A 21,758-nucleotide genomic window follows, 5' to 3' on the forward strand; every position below is an offset into this window, starting at 1 on the left:
AGGCCCGTCCTTTAGGCCCGCCCCTTATTACCGCGGCTTATTGCCCCTCGATCACGCTGTCCAGGAATTGCCGGGTGCGCGCCTCCTTCGGATCGCTGAACAGCGTCTGCGATTCGGCGTCCTCGACGATGTTGCCCTGGTCGAAGAACAGCGTGCGGTCCGAGCTGCGCTCGGCGAACTTCATCTGGTGGGTGACGATGATCATGGTCATGCTCTTGCGCGCCGACAGGTCGCGCAGGATCTGCAGGATGCCGCCCACCAGTTCCGGGTCGAGCGCCGAGGTGACCTCGTCGAACAGCATGATCTCCGGGCACATCGCCAGCGCGCGGGCGATGCCGACGCGCTGCTTCTGGCCGCCCGACAGCTGCGCCGGATAGACGTCGAGCTTGTCGCCCAGGCCGACCATTTCCAGATATTCCACCGCGCGCTCGCGGGCCTGGTCGCGCGACAGCCCCAGCACGTGCACCGGCGCCTCCATGGCGTTGCCCAGCGCGGTCATGTGCGGGAACAGGTTGAAGTGCTGGAACACCATGCCGATCTTGCCGCGCACCTTGCGCAGGTGCTCGGAATTGGGGCCGGCCGGGCGGCCCTGGGCGTCGGTCCACATCGGCTCGCCGTCGATCTCGATCTCGCCGCTGCTGGGCTGGTCCAGCGTCATCAGTACGCGCAGCAGGGTCGATTTGCCGGAGCCGGACGGCCCGATCACGGCCACCGTCTGGCCCGCCGGGATCTCCAGGTTGATGCCTTTGAGCACCTCCAGCTCGCCATAGCGCTTGTGCAGGTTCTTGATGGTGATGCTGGAACTCATCGCTTTCCTCCATATCGTTGCAGGCGGGCCTCCAGGCCGCGCACGCCCCAGGCCGCGATCAGGCTCAACGCCAGGAACAGCACGCCGACCAGCGTCAGGGGCTCGGTGTAGCGGAAGGTGGTGGAGCCGATCATCTTGCTCTGCTGCAGCAACTCGACCACCGTGATCGCCGACAGCAGCGGCGTGTCCTTGAACATGGCCACCAGGTAGTTGCCCAGCGCCGGCACCACCGGCGGGATCGCCTGCGGCAGCACCACGCCCACGGCCGTGCGCCACGGCGACATGTTCAGCGCCCGCGCCGCTTCCAGTTGGCCGCGCGGCACCGCCTCGATGCCGGCGCGGTAGACCTCGGCGCAATAGGTGGCGTAGTGCAGCCCGAGCGCCACGATGCCGGTCGCCAGGGGCGACATCTGCACCCCGGTCAGGGGCAGCACGTAGAACAGGAAATACATCTGCACCAGCAGCGGCGTGCTGCGCACGAACTCGATCACGAAGGCCGTGGGCAAGGACAGCAGCGCCAGGCGCGAGCGCCGCAGCAGCGCCAGCGCCAGGCCAAGCGTCACGGCCACCAGCATGCCCAGCACCGTGGCCTGGATGGTGATGACCAGCGCCGAGCCCAGCGTGGGCAGGATATCCAGCGCGAAGGACCAGTCGAATATCGGTTTCATCGGACGCGGACCCTCCGTTCAAGCAGGCGCACGCCGGCGGTGATGAGCAGCGCCACCGCGAAGTAGAGCAGCAGCATGAGCGTGAAGATCTCGGTGGTGCGCAGGGTTTCGCTGCGCAGCAGCTGGCCGCGGAAGGTCAGGTCGGTGATGGTGATGAGCGACACCAGCGCGGTGTTCTTGAGCAGTTCGATCAGCAGGTTGCCGGCCGGCGGCAGCATGGCAGGAATGGCCTGCGGCACCACGATGCGGCGCATGATCTGGCCGCGCGTCAGGTTCAGGGCCACGCCAGCCTCGCGCTGGCCCGGCGGCACCGCGCGGATCGCGCCGCGCACCACCTCGGCGCCATAGGCGCCGGCATTGAGCGCCAGCACCACGATGCCCACCAGCATGGCCGGCAGCTGCACGCCGAACAGCGGCAGCACGAAATAGAACCAGAACAATTGCACCAGCGCCGACGTGCCGCGGAACACCTCGACATAGATCGACGCCAGCCAGCGCACCGGCCGCAGCGTCGACAGGCGCCCCACCCCTGCCGCCAGCGCCAGCGGCACCGCCAGCACCACGGCGCCCGCCATGATTTCCAGCGTCACCGCCAGGCCTTCCAGCAGCGGCGGCACCAGCTCGGCGATATGTTCGGATATGAGCTGCATCGGCGCCCCCTATTGCCCGGCGCAGAGCTTGGCGGCCGTGACGTCCTTGGGCAGTTCCTCGGGCGTGAAGCCGAACGGCGCCACCAGTTTCTTGTGCTCGTCAGTGCCAATGAACTTGGCCAGTTCGGCATTGAAGGCGTCGGCAAAGGCCTTGTCGTCCGTGCGGAAGGCATAGGCGCCGTAGCCGCGCACGCCCTTGCCGTCGATCACCGGATCGGTGAACGGTTCGGCCTTCTCCAGTCCGCTGCCGTCGTTGGTCTTGCCCATCAGGTCGTTGACCGTCAACGCGGTGGCCGCGTAGGCGTCGGCGCGGCCGGCCTGCACGCCGGACAGCGCGCTCACGGCATCCGGGAACACCACGATCTGGCCGGCCGGCACTTTCACCTTGGACGCGTATTCGGCTTCGATGGCGCCCACCACCACGCCCAGCCTGGCGTCCGGGTTCTTGACCACGTCCTCGTAGCTGTGCAGGTTCTTCGGGTTGCCCTGCTTGACCAGGAACGCCTGGCCCACGCCATAGGTCGGGTTCGAGAACGCCACCTGGCCGCAGCGCTCGGGCGTCACGTACATGCCCGCCGCGATGATGTCGAATCGCTTGGCCTGCAAACCCGGGATCAGCGAGCCGAACTCGGTCAGCACGCCTTCGACCTCGTTGATGCCCATGCGCTTGAGCACCACCCGCGCGATTTCGACCGATTCACCGGTGACCTTGGCTTCCTTGCTGTCCATGAAGGCGAACGGCGCCTCGTTGGCGTAGCCGATGCGGATCTTGCCGGCGGCCTTGGCGGCGGCCAGCGTGTCGCCGCCAGCGGCGGGCGCGCTGGCCCCCTGTGCGGGCTTGTCCGAGCCGGAGTCGGAGCAGGCGGCCAGCAGGCCCAGGCTCAGGGCCAGCAGGACGCGGCGGGTGCGTTGGACGATCATGGTCTTATTTCTCCCGGATTTATTTCTAGGTACATGGCTTCGCTAAAAATGATACGACATTAAATCATTTCACCTCTAATGATATGGACGAAAAAAAGCAGGCCGAAGCCTGCTTTTCCCCGTCCCGCCCTATGGCGGGTGAGCACTCGTTACGAACCGTACGGGACTATGTCGTCCCTATTTTTTCTCCGCCGCGTCCGCGTAGGAGAACTTGCCATTGCGCACCACGCCCATCACGCGGGCGCGCTCGTCGAAGCCCTGGTGGTTGTCCTTGGAGATGTTGAGCACACCGTTGGGCACGATCAGGTCGCGGGTGTTCTCCAGCGCGTCGCGCAGGGCGATGCGGAATTCGGGGGTGCCTGGCTTGGCGCCGGTCTTGAGGGCGCGCGCCACCGCCGAATCCAGCAGCATCCAGGCGCCATAGGCGTCGCCGGCGAACTGCGTCAGGGTGTTGGCGCCATACTGGCGCTCGTACTTGTCGGCGAATTCCACCGCGACCTTCTTGACCGGATTCGAATCCGGCAGTTCGCGCGCCACCACGCCGGGGCCGGTGGGGAACAACGTGCCTTCGACGTCGCGCCCGCCGACCTGCAGGAATTCCAGCGTGCCGATGCCGTGGGTCTGGTAGATGGCGCCGGTGTAGCCGCGCTCGAGCAGTGTCTTCTGGGGCAGCGCCGACGGCGTGCCGGCGCCGGCCACCAGCACCGCGTCCGGCTTGGCGGCGATCACCTTGAGCACCTGGCCCACCACCGACGCGTCGGTGCGCTGGAAGCGTTCCTGCGCCACGATCTTGATGTCATTGCCGGCGGCCGCGGAGAACTCCTTCCACCAGCTGTCGCCGTAGGAATCGGCGAAACCGATGAAGGCGACATTCTTGAAGCCCTTCTTCTTCATGTCCTCGACCAGCACGGTCGCCATCAGCGAATCGTTCTGGGGCATCTTGAAGGCCCAGGCGCGCTTGGGATCGGACAGCGGTTCGACGATCACGCTGGAAGCCGCCAGCGCGATCATCGGCGTGCCGGTCTCGGCCAGCACATCCAACCCGGCCAGGGCGGCGGCGGTGGTGTTGGGGCCGACGATGGCGTCGACCTTGTCTTCCGAGGTCAGCTTGCGCAGGTTCTTGACCGCGCGGCTGACGTCCGTGCCGTCGTCCAGCACCACGTAGCGCGCCGGCTCGCCGCCCAGCGTATTGGGCCACAGGCGAATGGCGTTGTTGGTCTGGATGCCGATCGCCGCGGCCGGGCCGGTGGTGGAGACATCCACCCCGATCACGATCTCGGCATGGACGGACAGCGCGGGAACGGCCAGCGCGAGCGCGCAGGCGTAGCGGACGAAGAAGCGGGACATGACGACAGCTCGCAAGAAAGAAAAACGGCGGATGGCGTTATTTTGCCTGACCGCCGCAGGCCTCGTAGACCAGCGCGGCCAGCGTCAGGTCCTCCAGCGCGCTGCCGACCGCCTTGAACACGGTCACTTCATCCGCCCGGGTGCGGCCCGGCGCCTGGCCGCGCACCAGGTCGGTGAGGTTGCCGCGGATGTCCTCGCGCGCCAGCACGCCGGCCTCGAACGCGGCCAGCAGGTCGCCGGCCTTGGTCGGCGCCTCGTCGGTATCCACGTAGACCGTGGTGCCGTCGAAGCACGCCGTGTCGGTCTCGATCATGTCGGGCTTGAAGCTGCCGATCAGGTCCAGGTGGGCGCCCGGGCGCAGCCAGTCGCCCCGCACCAGCGGCACGGTCGACAGCGTCGCGCAACTGACGATGTCGGCCTGGCGCACGGCCCGCTCCAGATCGAGGGTGCTGCTGGCGTCCAAGCCCTGCTCGCGCAGCGCCGTCGCCAGCGCCTCGGCGCCGGCCGGCCGCACGTTCCAGACCCATACCTTGTCGATCGGCCGCACCGTGCGCATGGCCTGCGCCACCAGCCCGGCGATGCGCCCCGAGCCGACGATGGTCAGCACCCGCGCATCCTCGCGCGCCAGGTAGGACGCGCCCAGCGCCGCCGCGCCGGCGGTGCGGAACACCGTCACCAGGTCGCCGTCCACCTGCGCCAGCGGCACGCCGGTGCGGGCGCTGTACAGGTTGTAGGTGGCGTGCAGGCCCGGCAGCGACTGGCGCGTGTTCTCGGGAAAGATATTGATGACCTTGACGCCGAAGTAACCCTGCTCGTTCCAGGCCGGCATGATCAGCGTGGTCCCGTGCGCGCCGCCCGATTCGATCGCGTGGACATGGCGCGCGGGCACCTGGGCGCCCTGGCGGAACGCCTCGCGCAAGGCCGGGATCGCCGCGTCGAACGACAATGCGCGGCGGGTTTGTTCGGTGTCGATCACTACCATCTGTATCCAATGCCTGTTCGGATTGAGCCAGGGGCGAAGTGTGACGGCGCCGCGCGGCGCTGGCAAGGCGCCGCAAGCGGCGGTTACATCGGCTTGCCGGATGCAGACGGCCGACAGGCGACGCCCCGCCGCGCCCGCCGTATCATGGTCCATGCCCCTTCCGGCAACGCGCGCCGCCATCGGGCCGGCCGCGCGCTCCCCCAACCGGACGCGTCCGTTTCGGGCGCGTTCCCTCAACAGGAGTCACGCATGAAGAAAACCGCAACCGCCGCCTGGTCGGGCGATCTGAAGACGGGCAAGGGTACGATTTCCACGCAGAGCGGCGCCCTCAAGAACCAGCCCTACGGCTTCAACACGCGCTTCGGCGACACCCCCGGCACCAATCCCGAGGAGCTGCTCGGCGCCGCGCATGCCGGCTGCTTCACCATGGCGCTGTCCAACATCCTGGGCGAAGCCGGACTGACGGCGCAGAGCCTGGACACCAAGGCCGAGGTCACGCTCGACAAGGTCGAGGGCGGCTTTGCCATCACCGCCGTCCACCTGACCGTGGAAGCGGTGATTCCCGGCGCCAGCGCCCAGGCCTTCGAAGACGCCGCGCGCAAGGCCGAAAAGGGCTGCCCGGTCTCCAAGGTGCTGAACGCCAAGATCACCATGGACGCCAAGCTCAAGTCCTGATCCGGCGCGGCAAGCCCGGGCGAGATGGGGCGGCGCCATTGGCCCGCCCTATCCGGGCCTTGCCGAAAATCAATTTGACGGTCGCGCCGGAGCCATGGAAAATGAGAACCATTCTCATGGAGTTGACATGACCCGGTTCATCTACGCGATTTCAGGCGGCAAGGCGGCGTACCCTCAGGACGCCCAGGTCTCGGCCAACCTGCGCCGGGTGGTCGGCTCCGGCATCCTGGTGGCGGTGGGCTATATCGACCCGGGCAACTGGGCCACGGACATCGCCGGGGGCAGCGGCTTCGGCTACGGCCTGTTGCTGGTGGTGATCGCCTCGGCCATCCTGGCGCTGGGCTTCCAGGTGCTGGTGTCGCGCCTGGCACTGGCCACCGGCGAAGACCTGGCCACCCTCACCGCCCGTCACCTGTCGCCGCGCACCGCCAAGGCCGCCTGGCTCGCCGGCGAGGCCGCCATCCTGGCCACCGCGCTGGCCGAACTCATCGGCGGCGCCATCGCGCTGCGCCTGCTGTTCAACCTGCCGCTGCTGGGCGGCGTGGCCGTCACCGGCGTCGGCACCTTCGCCGTGCTGGCCCTGACGCGCGGCAACGCCGACCGCCACGAGCGCGTCATCGCCGTGCTGCTGTCGATCGTGGCAGCCTCGTTCGTGTTCCTGCTGTTCAAGGCCAACCCGGCCTGGACCGACGTGGCCCATGGCATGACGCAGACCGGCCACGCGCTGCGCGACCCGCAAGGCTTCCTGATCGCGCTGGGCATCCTGGGCGCGACGTTGATGCCGCACAACCTCTACCTGCATTCCGGCTCGCTGGCGCAGCGCGCCCGCGTGCTGCCGGCCGACGCCCGCGACCTGGCCATGCGCGTGGCGCGCAACGACACCGTGGTGTCGCTGGGCGTGGCCATGTTGATCAATTCGGCCATCATGATCGTCGCCGCGGCCTCGTTGTCCGGCTCCGGCATCATCGTCTCCAGTCTGGACGACGCCCATGCCGTGATCGGCCAGACCTTCGGCATCGGCGCGGCCATCGTGTTCGCGATCGCGCTGTACGCGGCGGGCCAAAGCTCCACCATCACCGGCGTGCTGGCCGGCCGCATGCTGTCGCAAGGCTTCCAGATCAACAGCGGCTGGTCCGATCGCCGCCGCGCGCTGGCCACGCGGCTGATCGCCGGCACCGTGGCCGCCGCGCTGCTGGCCTTCACCGGCGGCCAGGACCCCGACCAGCTGCTGGTGCTGAGCCAGGTCATCCTGAGCCTGGCCCTGCCGTTCGCGCTGGGGCCGCTGGTGGTGCTGGCCTGCCGCAAACCCCTGATGGGCCCCCATGCGCTGCGCGGCGCCTGGGCCTGGGCCGCGGTCATCGCCACCGTCGGCATCATCCTGCTGGACGGCTATCTGCTGGTCGACATGGTGGTGTGATCCGCGGCTTGCGCGGATGGCTCGTCCGGCCAGCCCGCGCCCAGGGACTTGTAGAGCGCGATCACCCCGCGCATTTCCTCCCATTGGCTCAGGGCCAGCGCGTCTCGCGCCTGGTTGACCGTGCGTTGCGCCACGAGGACCGGCAGATAGGCGCTCAGCCCGCGCGCATAGAGCCGGGTCGACTGGTCCAGCGCCTCGCCGCTGTCGGCAACGGCCTCCCGCAGCGAGGCCTGCCGCTGGCGCTCGCTGGTCAACGCCGTCAGGGCGTCTTCCACCTCGCGCAGCGCCACCCGCACGTCGCGCTCATAGACCAGACGCGCCGCGTCGGCATTCGCCTGCGCCGCCGTCACGCCGGCGCGGGCCCGGCCGCCATCGTACAGGCGCTGGCTGGCCTGCGCCCCCACCGCCCAGGCCAGGCTGGCGCTCGAGAACAGGCTGTGAATGAGGCTGGCCGTGGTGTCGATGCCCAAGGGGATGCGGAACGTGGGCAGGCGTTCGGCCTCTGCCACGCCGATGCGCGCAGTCGCGGCCGCCAAGCGCCGTTCGTCCGCCCGCAGATCGGGCCGCTGGCGCAGCACCTCGGATGGCAGTGACAACGGCAGGCGGACCGGTTCGGGCAGGACGGCCGCGGACTCTGCCAGGGCGGCATGCCAATCGCCGGGAAAGCCCCCCGCCAGGACGCCGATGGCGTGGCTGAATCGGGCAATGTCGGCCTCCAGCAAGGGCGGCTGCGCCTCGGCTGTCTCGCGTTCGGCGCGCGCCTGCATCACCTCCGCCTGGCTGCCCAGGCCCCTGCGCCAAGACTGCTCCGCCAGTCGTTCCGCCTCGCGCAAGGTGCGCAGGTTGTCATGGGCGATGGCCAGGCGCATCTGCGTGGCGCGCAACCCCGCGTAGCGGGACACCAACTCGGCGACCAGGCTCACCCGCAACGCCCGATGGTCATCGGCCAGCGCCTGGATATCCGCATCGGCCGCTTCGACCGCCCTGCGCGTGCCGCCAAACAGATCCAGCTCCCAGCTCGCATCGAAGCCGACCTGCCACGTGCGCGACTCACCGCCGGGCAGCGGACCGAGCGCCTTGCTGCCGCGCCGGGCCTCGCCCGCCGCGCCCACCCCGAGCGCCGGCAAGGACGCGGAGGCGATCTGGATGCGTTCGGCGCGCGCCTGCCGCAGGCGCGCCAGCGCGATATCGAGATCCTGGTTCCGTTCCAGCGCCTGATCGACCAGGCGGTCGAGCATCGGATCGTCGAACGCACGCCACCAGGCGCGCAGCCCCTCCGGGTCGCGCGGGCTCAGGGCGTTACCGGCCTCGACCCACTTGGCAGGCACCTCGACGGCGGGCGGGTGATAGTCGGGACCCACGGTCGTGCAGCCGGACGCCGCCATCACCAGCGAGGCCATCAGGGCCGCGCGGCGCATGCCGGATCGCGGACGATTCGATTCTTGCTGCATCGTCGCCCCTCACATCCAGTGGTATAGCAGCGACAGGAGGCGGCCCTGGGCAGGCGCGTCGCCTCCCGCCGTCGCCACCTCGACACTGGCTGTCATGCCGGCGGCCAGCACCAGGTCCGGCGGCAGCTGCTCGAACGCGACGCGCACCGGAATGCGTTGCGCCAGGCGGACCCAGCTGAAGGTCGGGGCCACGCTGGGCAGGCCCTGGGCATCGGCCTGCTGGTTGGCATCGGCGATGCCGCGCCCGATGCTCACCACCCGGCCGGCAATGATGTCATCGGACCCCATCAGGCGGATGCGCGCCGCCGCGCCGGGCCGGATGCCACGCAGCTTGGTCTCCTCGAAATAGCCGATGATCCAGAAGCTGTGGGCGTCCACCAGCGCGATATTGGGCTGGCCCGCCACCGCGTAGTCGCCCTGGTTCAGCTTCAGCCGTGTCACATAGCCGTCCACCGGGGCGCGCAGGACGGTGCGCGCCACATCCAGTCTTGCCATGTCCACGGCGACCCGCGCGCCGCGCTGCTCGGCCTCGGCGATGGCCACCGCCTGGATCGCACGTTGGATTTCTTCGGCGGGCACCAGGTTCTCCATGCCCCGCCGGCGTCGCGCGTCCTCGGTTTTCTGCCGCAACGACGCATCAGCCGCCGCCAGCCGCGCCTCGGCCTGCGCCAGCGCCAGCTCGAAGCGGGCCGGATCGATGCGATAGAGCACCTCGCCCCGCTTCACGTACTGGTCATCCGTCACCGGCACCTCCAGGACCGTGCCGGAGACCTCCGGGGCGATGCGGACGCTCTGCGCGCTGACGCGGCCATCGCGCGTCCAGGGCGCCACGACGTAGGCGCGCCAAAGCGCGCCGACCAGCATGACGGCGGCGGCCACGGCGCACAGCGTAAGGCCGACGCGCGCCAGCAGCCTCAAGGGCCATAAACGATCGGGCAAGGAACGATCAGACATAGAGAATCAACACCGAAACGAGGCAAAGGGAAATGGCGAACTCGAACAGGCCGGGGTGCCAGACCCGGCGCAGCACGCCGCTGCGCGCGAGCGCCAGGCGAACGCCGAGATAGAGCGGCAGCGCCGCGCACGCGTAGACGAAAAATGGCGGCAGGTAGATGCCTGCCACCGCGAACTCACTGAGCATGAAAGGGCCTCCCGGGGCGTCGAGAAAAATAATCCGCGTGCGCTTCGAGCAGCGCCGCGATATCGAGCAGCATGGCCCGCGATCGCCCGATGTCGGCGGACGGGAGGCAATCCGCCATCGGCAAGCGCGACAGGGACTGCGCCGCCCGGCGGGCATGCCTGGCGGCCAACCGGGGATCGCCGGCCCGTCGCCGCATGTGGCGCAACGCCACCGCGAGCAGGCGGCGCGGCCTGGCGTCCGCGGGCATCCGCCGCCACCCCTCGCGCAGGCGCAGCAGCTCCCGGCCGAGATGGATACTGGCCAGGGCATCGGCGATGGCCCGGTCCATCGCGTCGGGCCGCGTCCTGAGCAGCGCGCCGAGTTGCGCGGTGCGATGCTGCTGCCGCCATTGCCACGCACGCGCGTCGGCGCGGCCGCCCTGCAAGAGGGCCAGCGCGTCGTCGCGAATGGCCAGGCGCAGGCGCGCCATGTCGCGTGACGGATTGCGCGGCAGCACGATCCGGAACCCGAGCAGCGTGAAAAAGGCCACCAGTATCCAGGCCACCGCGCCATTCAGGAACGAGACGACGTCATAGCGCATGGGGTTGTCCGTCGCCACCAGCGTCGTGAAGGCGACGAGATAGGCGACGCCGGCCAATCCGTAGCGGGGCATGGCGCTGGCATAGACCCCGGGCAACCAGAACAGCGCCAGGACCGCCAGCAGCAGCGGCAGCCCCGAGACCTCGGGCAAGACCAGAAAGGCGCACAGGAACGCCATCACCACGGCGGCGACGGTGCCCTGGATCAAGGCCACGGCGCCGAGCGCCGGATTCGGCGCGGTGGACAGCAGCCCGCAGGCCGCCGCCAGTCCCGCCAGCATCAGGTTGCCCTGCGACCAGCCGGTCGCGATCCAGAAGGCGCCGCCCAGCGTCACGGTCAACAAGGCGCGCAGGCCGTTCTGCAACGCGGCCCCCGTGTCGCGGTGGAACGGCACCGGGACCGGCGCCGCCGCCGGCAGCCCAGGCTGATGCAGAATCGCGATGCCATCGAGGACCTCGAGGTAATCGTCGAGCTGCTCGATCAGCCGGTCGCCCGCGATCATCAGGATGGCATGCGCCCGGGGATCGCCGGGCGTTGTCGCCGACAGGGTTTGCGCCAGTTGCGCACGCATCGCGGACAAGGACCGCGCCGCCAGCATCAATCCGCCGGGCCCCGGATCCCGCGCCAGCGCCTGGCTGGCTTGCCGCCACGCCTGCTCCCAGGCCGGCTGCAATGCCGACAGGGCCTGCAGGCTGGCATCGCCCAGCCGCATCGACGCCACGCCGCCGACCAGCGCGGAAAACAAGGACACCATGGCGCGCCGCACCGCGGCGGCGCGTCGCGCCAGGTCGGCGGACTCGGCCTTGCCCAGCGCCAGCAGGTCATCCACGGCGTAGATGTCGACGATGAGGCCGCGCCTGTCCGCATCCAGCGCCTTGCCGCCCTGCCGGCCCGCGCCTTGATGCGCCTGGATATCCTGCGCCAGGACACTGGCGGCGGACGCCGCCAACCGGTGCAATTGGGCCGTCAGGCGGCCGCGTGCGCCGCGGCGGCTGAACAGCGCCGACACCACGCCCAGGCTCGCCACACCGATCAACACGGACGCGCCCCGCCCCATCACCTGATCGAAGGTCAGCTGCGGATTCTGCATGGCGCCATAGGCCGCCAGCCCCACGGTGTATCCCGCCAGCGTCGCGCCATAGGCCCGGAAATGGCGCAGTAACGTCATGGCGGCCACGCAGGCCCCAAGCCACAGGCCGAACCCCAGCAGGAACAACCAGGGCATCTGGCCAAAGGCGCTCATCAGGACGAAGGCGGCCAGCATGCCGACCAGCGTGCCGATCACCCGCCATATGCCTTTGCCGATCACCGCCCCCTGCACCGGATTGATGACGAGAAGCACGCTGGAGGCCGCCGCGTAGGGCGCGTGCAGATCCAGCAGAAAGGCCAGGACGAGCGCCAGCCAGGCCGCCAGGATCGAGCGCATTACGTAGGTGGCGCGGGGCGTCGTCAGGTCGAGGTATCGCAGCCCGCGCACCGCCCCTGCCCGGAGCGACAGGAGGCTGGGGTACGGCCGGGCTGACGCCGCGGCGGATACGTTCGCTGAACGCACGATGACACTCTTCAATGGTGATTCGGACGCACCACTTTAGAGACCGCCATGCATGCGGAAAAGTGAATTTATCGCACGGCCACGATTGCGTTCGGCACACTTATCGACGCGCGCCGCCCGCCCCCGCAGTGAGAGGTCAGCGCCCCTGCCGCGCCTCGCCGCGGCACAGGGCGTGGATCGTCTGCCGCAACCACTGATGCGCGGGGTCGCCTTCCTGGCGCGGGTGCCAGGCCTGCGTCAACAGCGCGGTTTCCAAGGGCATCGGCAGGTCGAACAGGCGGATGCGCAGGCCCGCGGCAAGCGCGCCGCTGGCAAGGTGGCGGGGCAAGGGCAGCAGCAGATCCGAATCCTGCAGCGCGAACAGCGCCGTGTAGGGGCTCGACACGACCAGGGCCACATGACGGCGCAGGCCGTTCGCCTCCAGGGCGGTGTCGATCGGCGCCGCGGACTTGCCGCGCCGCGACACGTTGATGTGCTCCCAACGGGTCAGGCGCTCGGGCGTGATCTCATCGTCGAAAATCGGGTGATGCTCGCGGGCGACGCCAACAAAAGTGGTGGTGAACAGCGCCTGCACGCGGATCTCCGGGCCAAGCTTGCGCGACCCGCTGATGAACAGATCGATGCGGCCGCTGCGCAGCGCTTCGTCATCGACGTCGTCCTCTTCCGGCGAAAAGCGCAACGTGGCGCGCGGCATCTCGGTCGCCATGGCGTCCAGCAGCTGCCCCAGATGAACGCTGACGAACTCGTCGGTGGCGCGGACGTTGAAACGCCGGTCGAGGGATTTGAGGTCGATCGCGGCGCCGGCCGCGAACACCTGGGTGGCCTGATCGAGCGCCGCGCGCACCTGCTCGCGCAGCGCGAGCGCCTTGGGCGTTGGCATGAGCTTTCGGCCCACCTGCACGAACACCGGATCGCCCAGGGCTTCGCGGATGCGGCCCAGCGTGCGGCTCATGGCCGGCGGGCTCAGGTTCATGCGGCGCGCCGCGCCAATGACACTGCCCTCATCCAGCAACGCATCCAACGCCAACAGCAGGTTGAGATCCGGACGCGCCATGACGGCTCCCGATGAATGATCAAGACGCAATCATAGGGCAGGATCCCATGATGCCCGCATCAATGAAAAACGCCAGCAATCGCTGGCGTTTTTTTCTGGCGCATGGCCCGGGTTCAGCGGTGGGCGGAAATCACAGGATGCTGGCGGCGGCCGGCGTCCATGTCGTGCAGCACCTCGCCAACAGCGCCGCCGAACCGGCGCAGGCGCAGCTTCAGCCGACGCCAGCCCATGCGCGAGAACGGGCCGGACAGGGTTTCCGCCTTGATGGCCTCGCGGATCAGGGACCGCTCCAGCGCATCCGACATGCGGGCATTTTTCAACGCGGTATCGCTCATGATTCTCTCCTTGAGAAAGCGCGATGGGGGAACAGCACGAGTCCATCTTAGATCCGCGCATGCTGCGTTGCAATAAAAACGCCTAGCATTATTTTTGCCGTTGCGGAATGGGTACAAACACCACCACAACGGTGCATCCGGCACCACATCAGGCACCAGTATTGTGCAGTGCAAAAACCTATCGCCGCCCCAGATGTGCGTCAATCAGCAGGTCGGCCATGTCGGCCACCCGGGCGGCCGGACCGCCCTCGCCGAACAACTGGCTGGAGACGAAGGCGCCCTCGATCAGCAGCAACAACCCATCCCCCAGCTTGGCGGGATCGGGCGCGCCCATCTCGGCGGCCATGGCGGCCAGGCGCCGGCGCAGCTCCACCTTGTGCTCGACCGCGACCACGCGGGCCGGATGGCCGGCCTCGGGATATTCCACCGCGGCATTGGTCAAGCCGCAGCCGCGATAGCCGTTCTGCACCGCCCGCACGCTCAGGCCCGACAGATAGGCCCGCAACCCCGCCTGGGGATCGCCCGGATGCGCGTCGCAGGCGGCGTTGAAGCGCCCCCAGAACTCGGCGTCGTAGTCGCGCAGGTAGACCGCGGCCAGTTCGTCCTTGGACGAAAAGCTGCGGTACAGGCTGGGCTTGGTGACCCCGGCCTGGTTGACGATGGCGTCCACGCCCACCGCCCGGATGCCGTCGCGGTAGAACATCTCGCGCGCCGTCTTGCGGATGCGATCGGCCGCCAGGAGCGGCTTCGCGGGCGTATCGGCGGCGGCGGTCTTGCCACCCTCCGGGGATTTGCTGGCCATGACTGGAACTCCTCACTGAGACCGGCCGGCAAGGCCGGCCGCCCTGAAAACAGGGACGTCAAAAATACCTCTTGACGATGTTACTAACCGGTACGTACTATTCGCAAACCAAATTACGTACCGGTCAGTAACATGAGTATAGCCCAACCCCCCATCCCTTTCCGCCGCGCCGGCCAGAAGTACGCATTCGTCGTGGTCGCGGTCGTGTTCCTGGCCCTGCTGGTATCGGCCGGCCTGCGCTCCTCGCCCAGCGTGCTGCTGGTGCCGCTGGAGGAAAGCTTCGGCTGGAACCGCGGCACCACCTCGTTCGCCGCCGCCGTCGGCATCTTCCTATATGGCCTGGTGGGGCCGTTCGCCGCGGCCGCCATGGAACGCTTCGGCCTGCGCCGCGTGCTGATCGCCGCCCTGTCGTTGATGGCCGCCTCCAGCGCCATCAGCGCCTATATGACCCAGCCGTGGCACCTGCTGATGACGTGGGGCGTGTTCTCGGGCATCGGCTCGGGCGCGGTCGCCGTGGTCATGGGCGCGACCGTGGTCAACCGCTGGTTCAGCAAGCATCGCGGCCTGATGATGGGCCTGCTGACGGCCAGCACCGCCACCGGCACGCTGATCTTCCTGCCGCTGCTGGCGGCGCTGGCGTCGTCGGGCGACTGGACCCGGGTGGTGTGGACCGTGGCCGGCGCCGCCGCCGCGCTGGTGCCGCTGGCCTGGTGGCTGGTGCCCGACCGCCCCGCCAGCGTCGGCCTGGTGCCGTTCGGCAGCGATCCGCATGCGCCGCCCGCGCCCGTCGCGCCGCGCACCGGCATGATCGCCGCCACCTTCGGCGCCCTGGGCCGCGCCGCCAAGACCCGCACCTTCTGGTTCCTGTTCGCCACCTTCTTCATCTGCGGTTTCACCACCAACGGCCTGGTCGGCACGCACCTGATCGCGCTCTGCGGCGACCATGGCATGCCCGAAGTGCAGGCGGCCGGCCTGCTGGCGATCATGGGCATCTTCGACCTGTTCGGCACCACCGCCTCCGGCTGGCTGACCGACCGCTACGATCCGCGCAAGCTGCTGTTCGTCTATTACGGACTGCGCGGCTTGGCGCTGATCTACCTGCCCTATTCCGACTTCTCGTTCTACAGCCTGGCGATCTTCGCGGTGTTCTTCGGCCTGGACTGGATCGCCACCGTGCCGCCCACGCTGCGCCTGGCCACCGAAGCCTTCGGCGACCGCGAGGCGCCCATCGTGTTCGGCTGGATCGTCGCCGGCCACCAGCTGGGCGCGGCCAGCGCGGCCTGGATGGCGGGCGTGGTGCGCCAGTCGCAAGGCAGCTACCTGATGGCCTTCGTCGCGGCCGGCGCCACCGGCCTGATCGCCGCCATCATCGCGCTGCTGATCGGCCGCGAGCGGGCCGTGCCGCTGCCGGCCTGAGCCGGCCTTCCCGCCAGCGCGCCGGCGGCGACGCCGCCCCGTTGACGCCCGCGCCGCCGATTTGATAGGATGGCGGCGCTTTGAAAACGCCCTCCCGGTCCGCCGGGAGGGCGTTTCGTTTTCGTTCCCCTCACACAAGGAAACCTGGAATGAAGACGTCCCTTGAAATCCATCCCGGCTCGCCGGCCGGTCTCGGCTATGCGCGCCTGGGCCACGGCCCGATCCCCGTGCTGGTCCTGCACGACTGGCTCGGCGACCACGGCAGCTACGATGCCGTCATGCCCTGGCTCGACGGCCAGGCCTTCACCTACGTGTTCGCCGACCTGCGCGGCTACGGCCAATCCATCGCGCTGACCGGCGCCTGCACGGTCGAGGAAATCGCCGCTGACTGCCTCGCGCTCGCCGACCGGCTCGGCTGGCGGCGGTTCCACATCGTCGGCCATTCGATGACCGGCATGATCACGCAACGCCTGGCGGCGGACGCGCCGTCACGCATCGCCAGCGCCATCGCGGTGTGCCCCGTCTCCGCCGCCGGCAACCGCCTGGGGCCGGAGGCCCTGGCGTTCTTCGCCAGCACGACCGAGGACGACGAGGCCTTGCGGCGGCTGTTCCGGCATGTCTCCAGCGGCCTGTCCGACGGCTGGGCCGACGCCAAGGTCCGCCACAACCGCGCGACCGTGGCGCCCGCCTGCCGGCGCAAGTACCTCGACATGCTGGTGACGGCGGACTTCGTCGACGCCGTGCGTGGAATCGAGACACCGTTCCTGGTCGTAGTCGGCGATCGAGACCCGGGAATCGACGCGCAAGCGATGCAAGGCAGCTTCCTGGCCTGGCATCCCAACGCGACGCTGCACGTCATTGCGCATTGCGGCCATTACCCGATGCAGGAGCGCCCGCCCGCCTTCGCCGCCCTGATCGAGGGCTTCCTCAAGCGCCAGACCGGCTGAGCCCGACGCGCATGAAAAAAGCCCGGCATGGCCGGGCTTTTTTCATTGCGGCAAATGGACGGGCCTACGCCTCTTCCACTTCCCCCAGGTACGCGGCGCGCACCTTGGGGTCGTGCAGCATGTCGCGCGCCGGCCCCGACAGGGTGATCTCGCCGGACTCCATCACGTAGCCGCGATGGCTGTTCTCCAGCGCCAGGCGGGCGTTCTGCTCGATCAAGAGGATCGTCACGCCTTCGCTGGCGATGGTGCGCACCACTTCAAAGACCTTCTCGACCATCAGCGGCGCCAGTCCCATCGAGGGTTCGTCCAGCAACAGCAGCTTCGGACGCGCGATCATCGCGCGGCCCATGGCCACCATCTGCTGCTCGCCGCCCGACAGCGTGCCGGCCGCCTGCTTGCGGCGCTCGGCCAGGCGCGGGAACAGCGTGAACACGCGGTCGGTGTCCTGCCGCACCTGCGCGGCGTCGCGCCGGATGTAGGCGCCCATCGCCAGGTTTTCCTCGATGGTGAGCTGGCCGAAGATGCCACGGCCCTCGGGCACCATCACCAGGCCCTGGCGCACCAGCTCGTGCGACTTCTGGCCGCCGATGGACTGGCCGCCGTAGACCACTTCGCCGCCGGCCAGCGGCACCAGGCCGCAGATGGCGCGCAGGGTCGTGCTCTTGCCGGCGCCGTTGGCGCCGATCAGGCACACCAGTTCGCCTTCGTCCACGCGCAGGTCGATGCCGCGCACCGCGCGAATGCCGCCGTAGGCGACCTGCAGGCCGCGCAGTTCCAGTAGGGGTTTGCTTGCCGTCGTCATGCCGGGCGCTCCTGATGAATCAGCGGATCCTGGGCGGCGCCCGCGCCCAGATACGCCTCAATGACCTTGGGGTCGCGCTGCACCTGGGCGGGTTTGCCCATGGCCAGCACCTTGCCGTATTCCAGCACCAGCACGCGATCGCACAGGCCCATGACCAGCTTCATGTCGTGCTCGATCAGCAGCACCGTGACGCCGTCGTCGCGGATCTTCTCGATCAGCTTGCGCAGCACCACGGTTTCCGAGGCGTTCATGCCGGCGGCCGGCTCGTCCAGCGCCAGCAGCTTGGGATCGGTGGCCAAGGCGCGCGCGATTTCCAGGCGGCGCTGGTCGCCGTAGGGCAGCGAACGCGCCACGTCGTTGGCGCGGTGGCCGATGCCGACGTAGTCCAGCAGCTCCTGGGCGCGGGCCTCGATGGCGGCCTCCTCGGCGCGGGTGCCGCGGGTGCGGAACACCGCGCCCAGCACGCCGGCGCGGGTGCGCATGTGGCGGCCGATCATGACGTTCTCGATCGCGCTCAGGTTGGCGAACAGGCGGATGTTCTGGAAAGTGCGCGCCAGGCCCGCGTGCGCCACCTCGTGCGGCTTCTTGCCCGACATCGAGGCGCCGTTGAAGGTGCAGCTGCCGTCTTCCGGGATGTAGAGGCCCGTGAGCACGTTGAACAGCGTGGTCTTGCCGGCGCCGTTGGGGCCGATCAGGCCGTAGATCTCGCCCTGCTCGATGTCGAAACTGACGTCCGACAAGGCCTGCAGGCCGCCGAAGCGTTTGCCCAGTCCCTGGGCTTGCAGCAGTTTGCTCATGCCGCGCCTCCCTGGGTCTTGGTGGCCAGTTCGCGCTTGCGCACGGCCGACGGCCACAGGCCGGCGGGACGGAACAGCATCACGCACACCATCGCCAGGCCGAACAACAGCATGCGGATGCCCTCGGGATCCAGCACCACCGCGCCGAACACCATCTGCTGCACCGGCTCGACCACCGCGCGCAGGAATTCCGGCAGCGCGGCCAGGATCAGCGCGCCCAGGATCACGCCCGGGATGTGGCCCATGCCGCCCAGCACCACCATGCACAGGATCGAGATCGATTCCATCAGCGAGAAGCTCTCGGGGCTGACGAAGCCCTGCATCGACGCGAACAGCGCGCCCGCCACGCCGCCGAACGAGGCGCCCATGGCGAAGGCCAGCAGCTTGATGTTGCGGGTGTTGATGCCCATGGCCTTGGCGGCGATCTCGTCTTCGCGGATGGCTTCCCAGGCGCGGCCGATGCGCGAGTTCTGCAGCCGCACGCACACCAGGATGATGATCAGCGTCAGCGCCAGCAGCAGGTAGTAGTACTTCTCCGGCCCGGTCACGCGAAGGCCCAGCAGGCTCTCGGTGCGGCCAAAGGCGAACTCGCCCACCTTGAAGGTATCGATGCGGTTGATGCCCTGCGGGCCGTTGGTGATGTTGACCGGCGCGTTCAGGTTGTTCAGGAAGATGCGGATGATCTCGCCGAAGCCCAGCGTCACGATGGCCAGGTAGTCGCCGCGCAACTTGAGCGTCGGCGCCCCCAGCAGCACGCCGAACAGGCACGCCACCGCCAGCGCGATCGGCAGGATCGCCCAGAACGGCAGATGCAGCCCGAAGTGTGGCGAGGCCAGCAGCGCCCAGGTGTAGGCGCCCACCGCGTAGAACGCGATGTAGCCCAGGTCCAGCAGGCCAGCGAAGCCCACCACGATGTTCAGGCCCAGCGACAGCATCACGTACAGCAGCGCGAAGTTCAGGATGCGGACCCAGCTCTGGCCGGCCATGCCGATCACGAACGGCAGCACCGCCAGCACGATGCCGATCAGCGCGATGCCGATCAGGTTGCGGGTCGACAGCCCGCTGTGTTTCAGGGTGGTGCTCATGCGCGGTCCCCCACACGCTCGCCCAGCAGGCCGGACGGACGGAAAATCAGCACCAGCACCAGCACGAAGAACGCGAACACGTCCTGGTAGTGGCTGCCCAGGAAGCCGCCGGTCAGGTCGCCGATGTAGCCGGCGCCCAGCGATTCGATGATACCCAGCAGCAGGCCGCCCGCCATGGCGCCGACCAGGTTGCCGATACCACCCAGCACCGCGGCCGTGAAGGCCTTCAGGCCCAGCATGAAGCCCATGGTGTATTGCGACACGCCGTAGTAGGTGGCAACCATCATGCCGGCCACGGCGGCCAGCGCCGAGCCGATCAGGAACGCCGCCGAGATCACGGTGTTGATGTTCACGCCCATCAGGCCGGCCACCTCGCGGTTCTGCGCGGTGGCGCGCATGGCGGTGCCCAGGCGCGTCTTGTGCACCACGGCCAGCAGCCCGCCCATGATGAGCGCGGCGATCGCGACGATGGCAATCTGCAGCGTGCTCATGCGCGCGCCGAAGATCTCGAACACCCGCGGCGACAGCACCTGCGGGAAGTTCAGGTAGTTGCGGCCCCAGCCCATCATCGCCACGTTCTGCAGGATGATCGACACGCCGATGGCGGTGATCAGGGCGGCCAGGCGCGGCGCGCGGCGCAGCGGCCGGTAGGCCACGCGCTCGGCGGTCCAGCCCACGGCCATGCACAGCGGCACGGACACCAGCAGGCCCAGGCCCAGCACCATGAAGGCGGACGCGGACGGGTCGCCGCCGACCAGCGAGATGGCGATCGTGGTGGCCGCCATCGCGCCGATCATGACGACGTCGCCATGCGCGAAGTTGATCAGCCCGATGATGCCGTACACCATGGTGTAGCCAAGGGCGACCAGGGCGTACACGCTGCCTAGCGTGACGCCGTTAATCAGTTGTTGAATGAAGATATCCATAGGGGCCGTGGAAATAAGCCTGGAAAAATCGCGCGAGGATCGGATGCGGCGCGGCCCGGGGGCCGCCTTCGCGCAAATCGCCGCCGCGCCGGGCGGCGCGCGCGGGGTCAATCAAGTTGGCCAGGCGCGGCGGCGCCGCGTCCTGGCCGGGTCAGGCGGCCTTAGTTGGCCTGGCTGACCATCGTTTCAACCATCTCCCACTTGCCATTCTTGACTTCGTAGATGGTGACGGAGATTTCCTTCAGGTCGCCGTTCTTGTCGTAGGCGATGTGCTCGCTGGTCGCGCCCTTGCGGTTCAGCTTGGCCAGTTCCGGCAGGTACTTCTCGGGCTTGGCCGAGCCGGCCGCTTCGATCGCCGCGATCATGTTCCAGGCGCCATCATAGGCGTAGGGCGCGTAGACGCCGGGGGCCTTCTTGAAGCGCTCTTGGTAGCGCTTTTCGAAGTCCTTGCCCGCGGCCATCTTGTCCAGCGGCACACCGGCCAGCGAGGCAAAGGTGCCGTCGGCGGCGTCGCCGGCCAGCTTGATGAAGGTGTCGCTGCGGGTCATTTCGCCCGAAACCAGCGGCGACTTCAGGCCCAACGTGGCCAACTGGCGCTTCATCGGGCCGGACTGCGCGTCCAGGCCGCCGTAGAAGATGGCGTCGGGCGCCGAGCCCTTGATGTTGGTCAGGATGGCCGTGAAGTCGTTGGCCTTGTCGGTCGTGTACTCGCGGCGCACCACCTGGCCGCCAGCGGCCTTGACGGCCTTCTCGACCTCGTCGGCCAGGCCCTGGCCGTAGGCGGTGCGGTCATCGATGATGGCGACCTTCTTGGCCTTCAGGCTCTGCACCATGAACTTGCCGACCGCGGCGCCCTGCTGGGTGTCGCTGGTCATCATGCGGAAGGTGGTTTCGTAGCCCTGCTTGGTGTACTCGGGCGACGTGGCCATGGCGATCTGCGGCAGGCCGGCTTCGTGGTAGACGCGCGAGGCGGGGATCGTGGTGCCGGAGTTGAAGTGGCCCAGGATGCCGACGACGTTCTCGTCGACCAGTTGCTGCGCCACCTGCACGCCGACGCGCGGATCGGCCTGGTCATCGCGCGACACCAGCACGAACTTGGCGGGCTGGCCGTCGACCTTGATGCCCTTCTTGTTGGCTTCTTCCAGGGCCAGGTTCAGGCCGTTCTGCATGTCCTCGCCGTAGTGCGACTGGGGACCGGTCAGGGGCGCGGCAAAGCCGAACTTGACGTCGGCGGCCTGCGCGGCGGCGGCCATGCCGACGGCGGCGATGCTGGCGGCGACAAGCTTCAAAGTGGTGCGAAACTTCATGGGAATCCTCCGGTATGTCGGATGTGGCTTTGTTATACCTGGGCTTTTGGGCCAGGTGATCTATTTGAGTGCGATTGCCGGGTTGCCACAATCGAA

The 21,758-nt window shown here is 68.6% G+C and carries 22 protein-coding genes; 4 read left to right on the forward strand and 18 right to left on the reverse strand.

Translation table 11 applies throughout. The features are described 5' to 3' along the window. Positions 1-37: 37 nt before the first annotated feature. The 6 genes from ehuA to ABFG95_RS03415 form a co-directional block, all read right to left on the reverse strand. Positions 38-808: an ectoine/hydroxyectoine ABC transporter ATP-binding protein EhuA gene (gene ehuA / locus ABFG95_RS03390; protein WP_049073126.1), complete on the reverse strand. Its 771-nt coding sequence runs from the start codon at positions 806-808 to the stop codon at positions 38-40. Then, positions 805-1,476, reverse strand: a complete 672-nt coding sequence (gene ehuD / locus ABFG95_RS03395; protein ID WP_348995460.1) for an ectoine/hydroxyectoine ABC transporter permease subunit EhuD — start codon at positions 1,474-1,476, stop codon at positions 805-807. The genes ehuA and ehuD overlap by 4 nt, the downstream gene beginning before the upstream one ends. Beyond that, positions 1,473-2,126, reverse strand: coding sequence for an ectoine/hydroxyectoine ABC transporter permease subunit EhuC (gene ehuC, locus ABFG95_RS03400; RefSeq protein ID WP_059271454.1), 654 nt, complete (start codon positions 2,124-2,126; stop codon positions 1,473-1,475). Before ehuC ends, ehuD begins: the two co-directional genes overlap by 4 nt. 9 nt (positions 2,127-2,135) lie before the next feature. Further along, the gene (gene ehuB / locus ABFG95_RS03405; protein ID WP_175144395.1) at positions 2,136-3,047 is read right to left on the reverse strand and encodes an ectoine/hydroxyectoine ABC transporter substrate-binding protein EhuB; all 912 of its coding nucleotides are present in this window, start codon (positions 3,045-3,047) and stop codon (positions 2,136-2,138) included. Positions 3,048-3,224: 177 nt separating this feature from the next. Next, positions 3,225-4,394, reverse strand: coding sequence for an ABC transporter substrate-binding protein (locus tag ABFG95_RS03410; RefSeq protein ID WP_063581231.1), 1,170 nt, complete (start codon positions 4,392-4,394; stop codon positions 3,225-3,227). Positions 4,395-4,431: 37 nt separating this feature from the next. After that, complete coding sequence (locus ABFG95_RS03415) at positions 4,432-5,376, reverse strand: ornithine cyclodeaminase family protein (RefSeq protein WP_278991470.1); 945 nt, start codon at positions 5,374-5,376, stop codon at positions 4,432-4,434. Positions 5,377-5,625: 249 nt separating this feature from the next. On the opposite strand from ABFG95_RS03415, the gene ABFG95_RS03420 reads away from it, so the two are divergent. Both ABFG95_RS03420 and ABFG95_RS03425 read left to right on the forward strand, forming a co-directional pair. After that, positions 5,626-6,051, forward strand: coding sequence for an OsmC family protein (locus ABFG95_RS03420; protein ID WP_049073122.1), 426 nt, complete (start codon positions 5,626-5,628; stop codon positions 6,049-6,051). A 127-nt stretch (positions 6,052-6,178) separates the two neighbouring features. Then, complete coding sequence (locus ABFG95_RS03425; RefSeq protein WP_278991468.1) at positions 6,179-7,468, forward strand: Nramp family divalent metal transporter; 1,290 nt, start codon at positions 6,179-6,181, stop codon at positions 7,466-7,468. Here ABFG95_RS03425 and ABFG95_RS03430 read toward each other — a convergent pair. The 7 genes from ABFG95_RS03430 to ABFG95_RS03460 all read right to left on the reverse strand — a co-directional run bounded on the left by ABFG95_RS03430 (position 7,441) and on the right by ABFG95_RS03460 (position 14,382). Next, positions 7,441-8,919 (reverse strand): efflux transporter outer membrane subunit, encoded by a 1,479-nt coding sequence (locus ABFG95_RS03430; RefSeq protein ID WP_348995461.1) that lies wholly within the window; start codon positions 8,917-8,919, stop codon positions 7,441-7,443. The two genes, ABFG95_RS03425 and ABFG95_RS03430, sit on opposite strands and share 28 nt — an antisense overlap. Before the next feature lie 9 nt (positions 8,920-8,928). Next, positions 8,929-9,873 carry an HlyD family secretion protein gene (locus ABFG95_RS03435; RefSeq protein ID WP_278991465.1) on the reverse strand — a complete coding sequence of 315 codons (945 nt, stop codon included), beginning with the start codon at positions 9,871-9,873 and terminating at the stop codon, positions 8,929-8,931. Further along, positions 9,866-10,060 (reverse strand): DUF1656 domain-containing protein, encoded by a 195-nt coding sequence (locus tag ABFG95_RS03440; protein WP_049073118.1) that lies wholly within the window; start codon positions 10,058-10,060, stop codon positions 9,866-9,868. The genes ABFG95_RS03435 and ABFG95_RS03440 overlap by 8 nt, the downstream gene beginning before the upstream one ends. Next, a complete protein-coding gene (locus ABFG95_RS03445; protein ID WP_336726126.1) occupies positions 10,050-12,206 on the reverse strand; it encodes an FUSC family protein in 2,157 nt (718 codons plus the stop codon). The genes ABFG95_RS03440 and ABFG95_RS03445 overlap by 11 nt, the downstream gene beginning before the upstream one ends. Before the next feature lie 121 nt (positions 12,207-12,327). After that, entirely contained in the window at positions 12,328-13,245 is a 918-nt protein-coding gene (locus ABFG95_RS03450; protein WP_278991463.1) for a LysR family transcriptional regulator, read from the reverse strand. Positions 13,246-13,358: 113 nt separating this feature from the next. Continuing rightward, on the reverse strand, positions 13,359-13,580 hold the full coding sequence (locus ABFG95_RS03455) for a hypothetical protein (RefSeq protein WP_054415856.1): 222 nt from the start codon (positions 13,578-13,580) through the stop codon (positions 13,359-13,361). Between the two features lie 178 nt (positions 13,581-13,758). Continuing rightward, positions 13,759-14,382: a TetR/AcrR family transcriptional regulator gene (locus tag ABFG95_RS03460; protein ID WP_100509206.1), complete on the reverse strand. Its 624-nt coding sequence runs from the start codon at positions 14,380-14,382 to the stop codon at positions 13,759-13,761. A 132-nt stretch (positions 14,383-14,514) separates the two neighbouring features. Between ABFG95_RS03460 and ABFG95_RS03465 the strand changes: the two genes are divergently transcribed. Beyond that, entirely contained in the window at positions 14,515-15,798 is a 1,284-nt protein-coding gene (locus ABFG95_RS03465; RefSeq protein WP_059271470.1) for an MFS transporter, read from the forward strand. A 149-nt stretch (positions 15,799-15,947) separates the two neighbouring features. Then, positions 15,948-16,745, forward strand: coding sequence for an alpha/beta hydrolase (locus tag ABFG95_RS03470; protein WP_336726114.1), 798 nt, complete (start codon positions 15,948-15,950; stop codon positions 16,743-16,745). Between the two features lie 64 nt (positions 16,746-16,809). Here the strand turns inward: ABFG95_RS03470 and ABFG95_RS03475 are convergent, their stop codons facing one another. The 5 genes from ABFG95_RS03475 to ABFG95_RS03495 form a co-directional block, all read right to left on the reverse strand. Next, complete coding sequence (locus tag ABFG95_RS03475; protein WP_054430083.1) at positions 16,810-17,547, reverse strand: ABC transporter ATP-binding protein; 738 nt, start codon at positions 17,545-17,547, stop codon at positions 16,810-16,812. Next, a complete protein-coding gene (locus ABFG95_RS03480) occupies positions 17,544-18,344 on the reverse strand; it encodes an ABC transporter ATP-binding protein (protein ID WP_006383977.1) in 801 nt (266 codons plus the stop codon). Before ABFG95_RS03480 ends, ABFG95_RS03475 begins: the two co-directional genes overlap by 4 nt. Beyond that, a complete protein-coding gene (locus ABFG95_RS03485; protein ID WP_054415860.1) occupies positions 18,341-19,429 on the reverse strand; it encodes an ABC transporter ATP-binding protein in 1,089 nt (362 codons plus the stop codon). Before ABFG95_RS03485 ends, ABFG95_RS03480 begins: the two co-directional genes overlap by 4 nt. Continuing rightward, the gene (locus ABFG95_RS03490; RefSeq protein ID WP_049073110.1) at positions 19,426-20,355 is read right to left on the reverse strand and encodes a branched-chain amino acid ABC transporter permease; all 930 of its coding nucleotides are present in this window, start codon (positions 20,353-20,355) and stop codon (positions 19,426-19,428) included. The genes ABFG95_RS03485 and ABFG95_RS03490 overlap by 4 nt, the downstream gene beginning before the upstream one ends. Before the next feature lie 161 nt (positions 20,356-20,516). Further along, positions 20,517-21,662 (reverse strand): branched-chain amino acid ABC transporter substrate-binding protein, encoded by a 1,146-nt coding sequence (locus ABFG95_RS03495; RefSeq protein ID WP_049073109.1) that lies wholly within the window; start codon positions 21,660-21,662, stop codon positions 20,517-20,519. Positions 21,663-21,758 lie beyond the last annotated feature (96 nt).

Origin of the sequence: Achromobacter sp. HNDS-1, assembly GCF_040084795.1 — a bacterium.
Classification (GTDB): Bacteria; Pseudomonadota; Gammaproteobacteria; order Burkholderiales; family Burkholderiaceae_B; genus Achromobacter; species Achromobacter ruhlandii.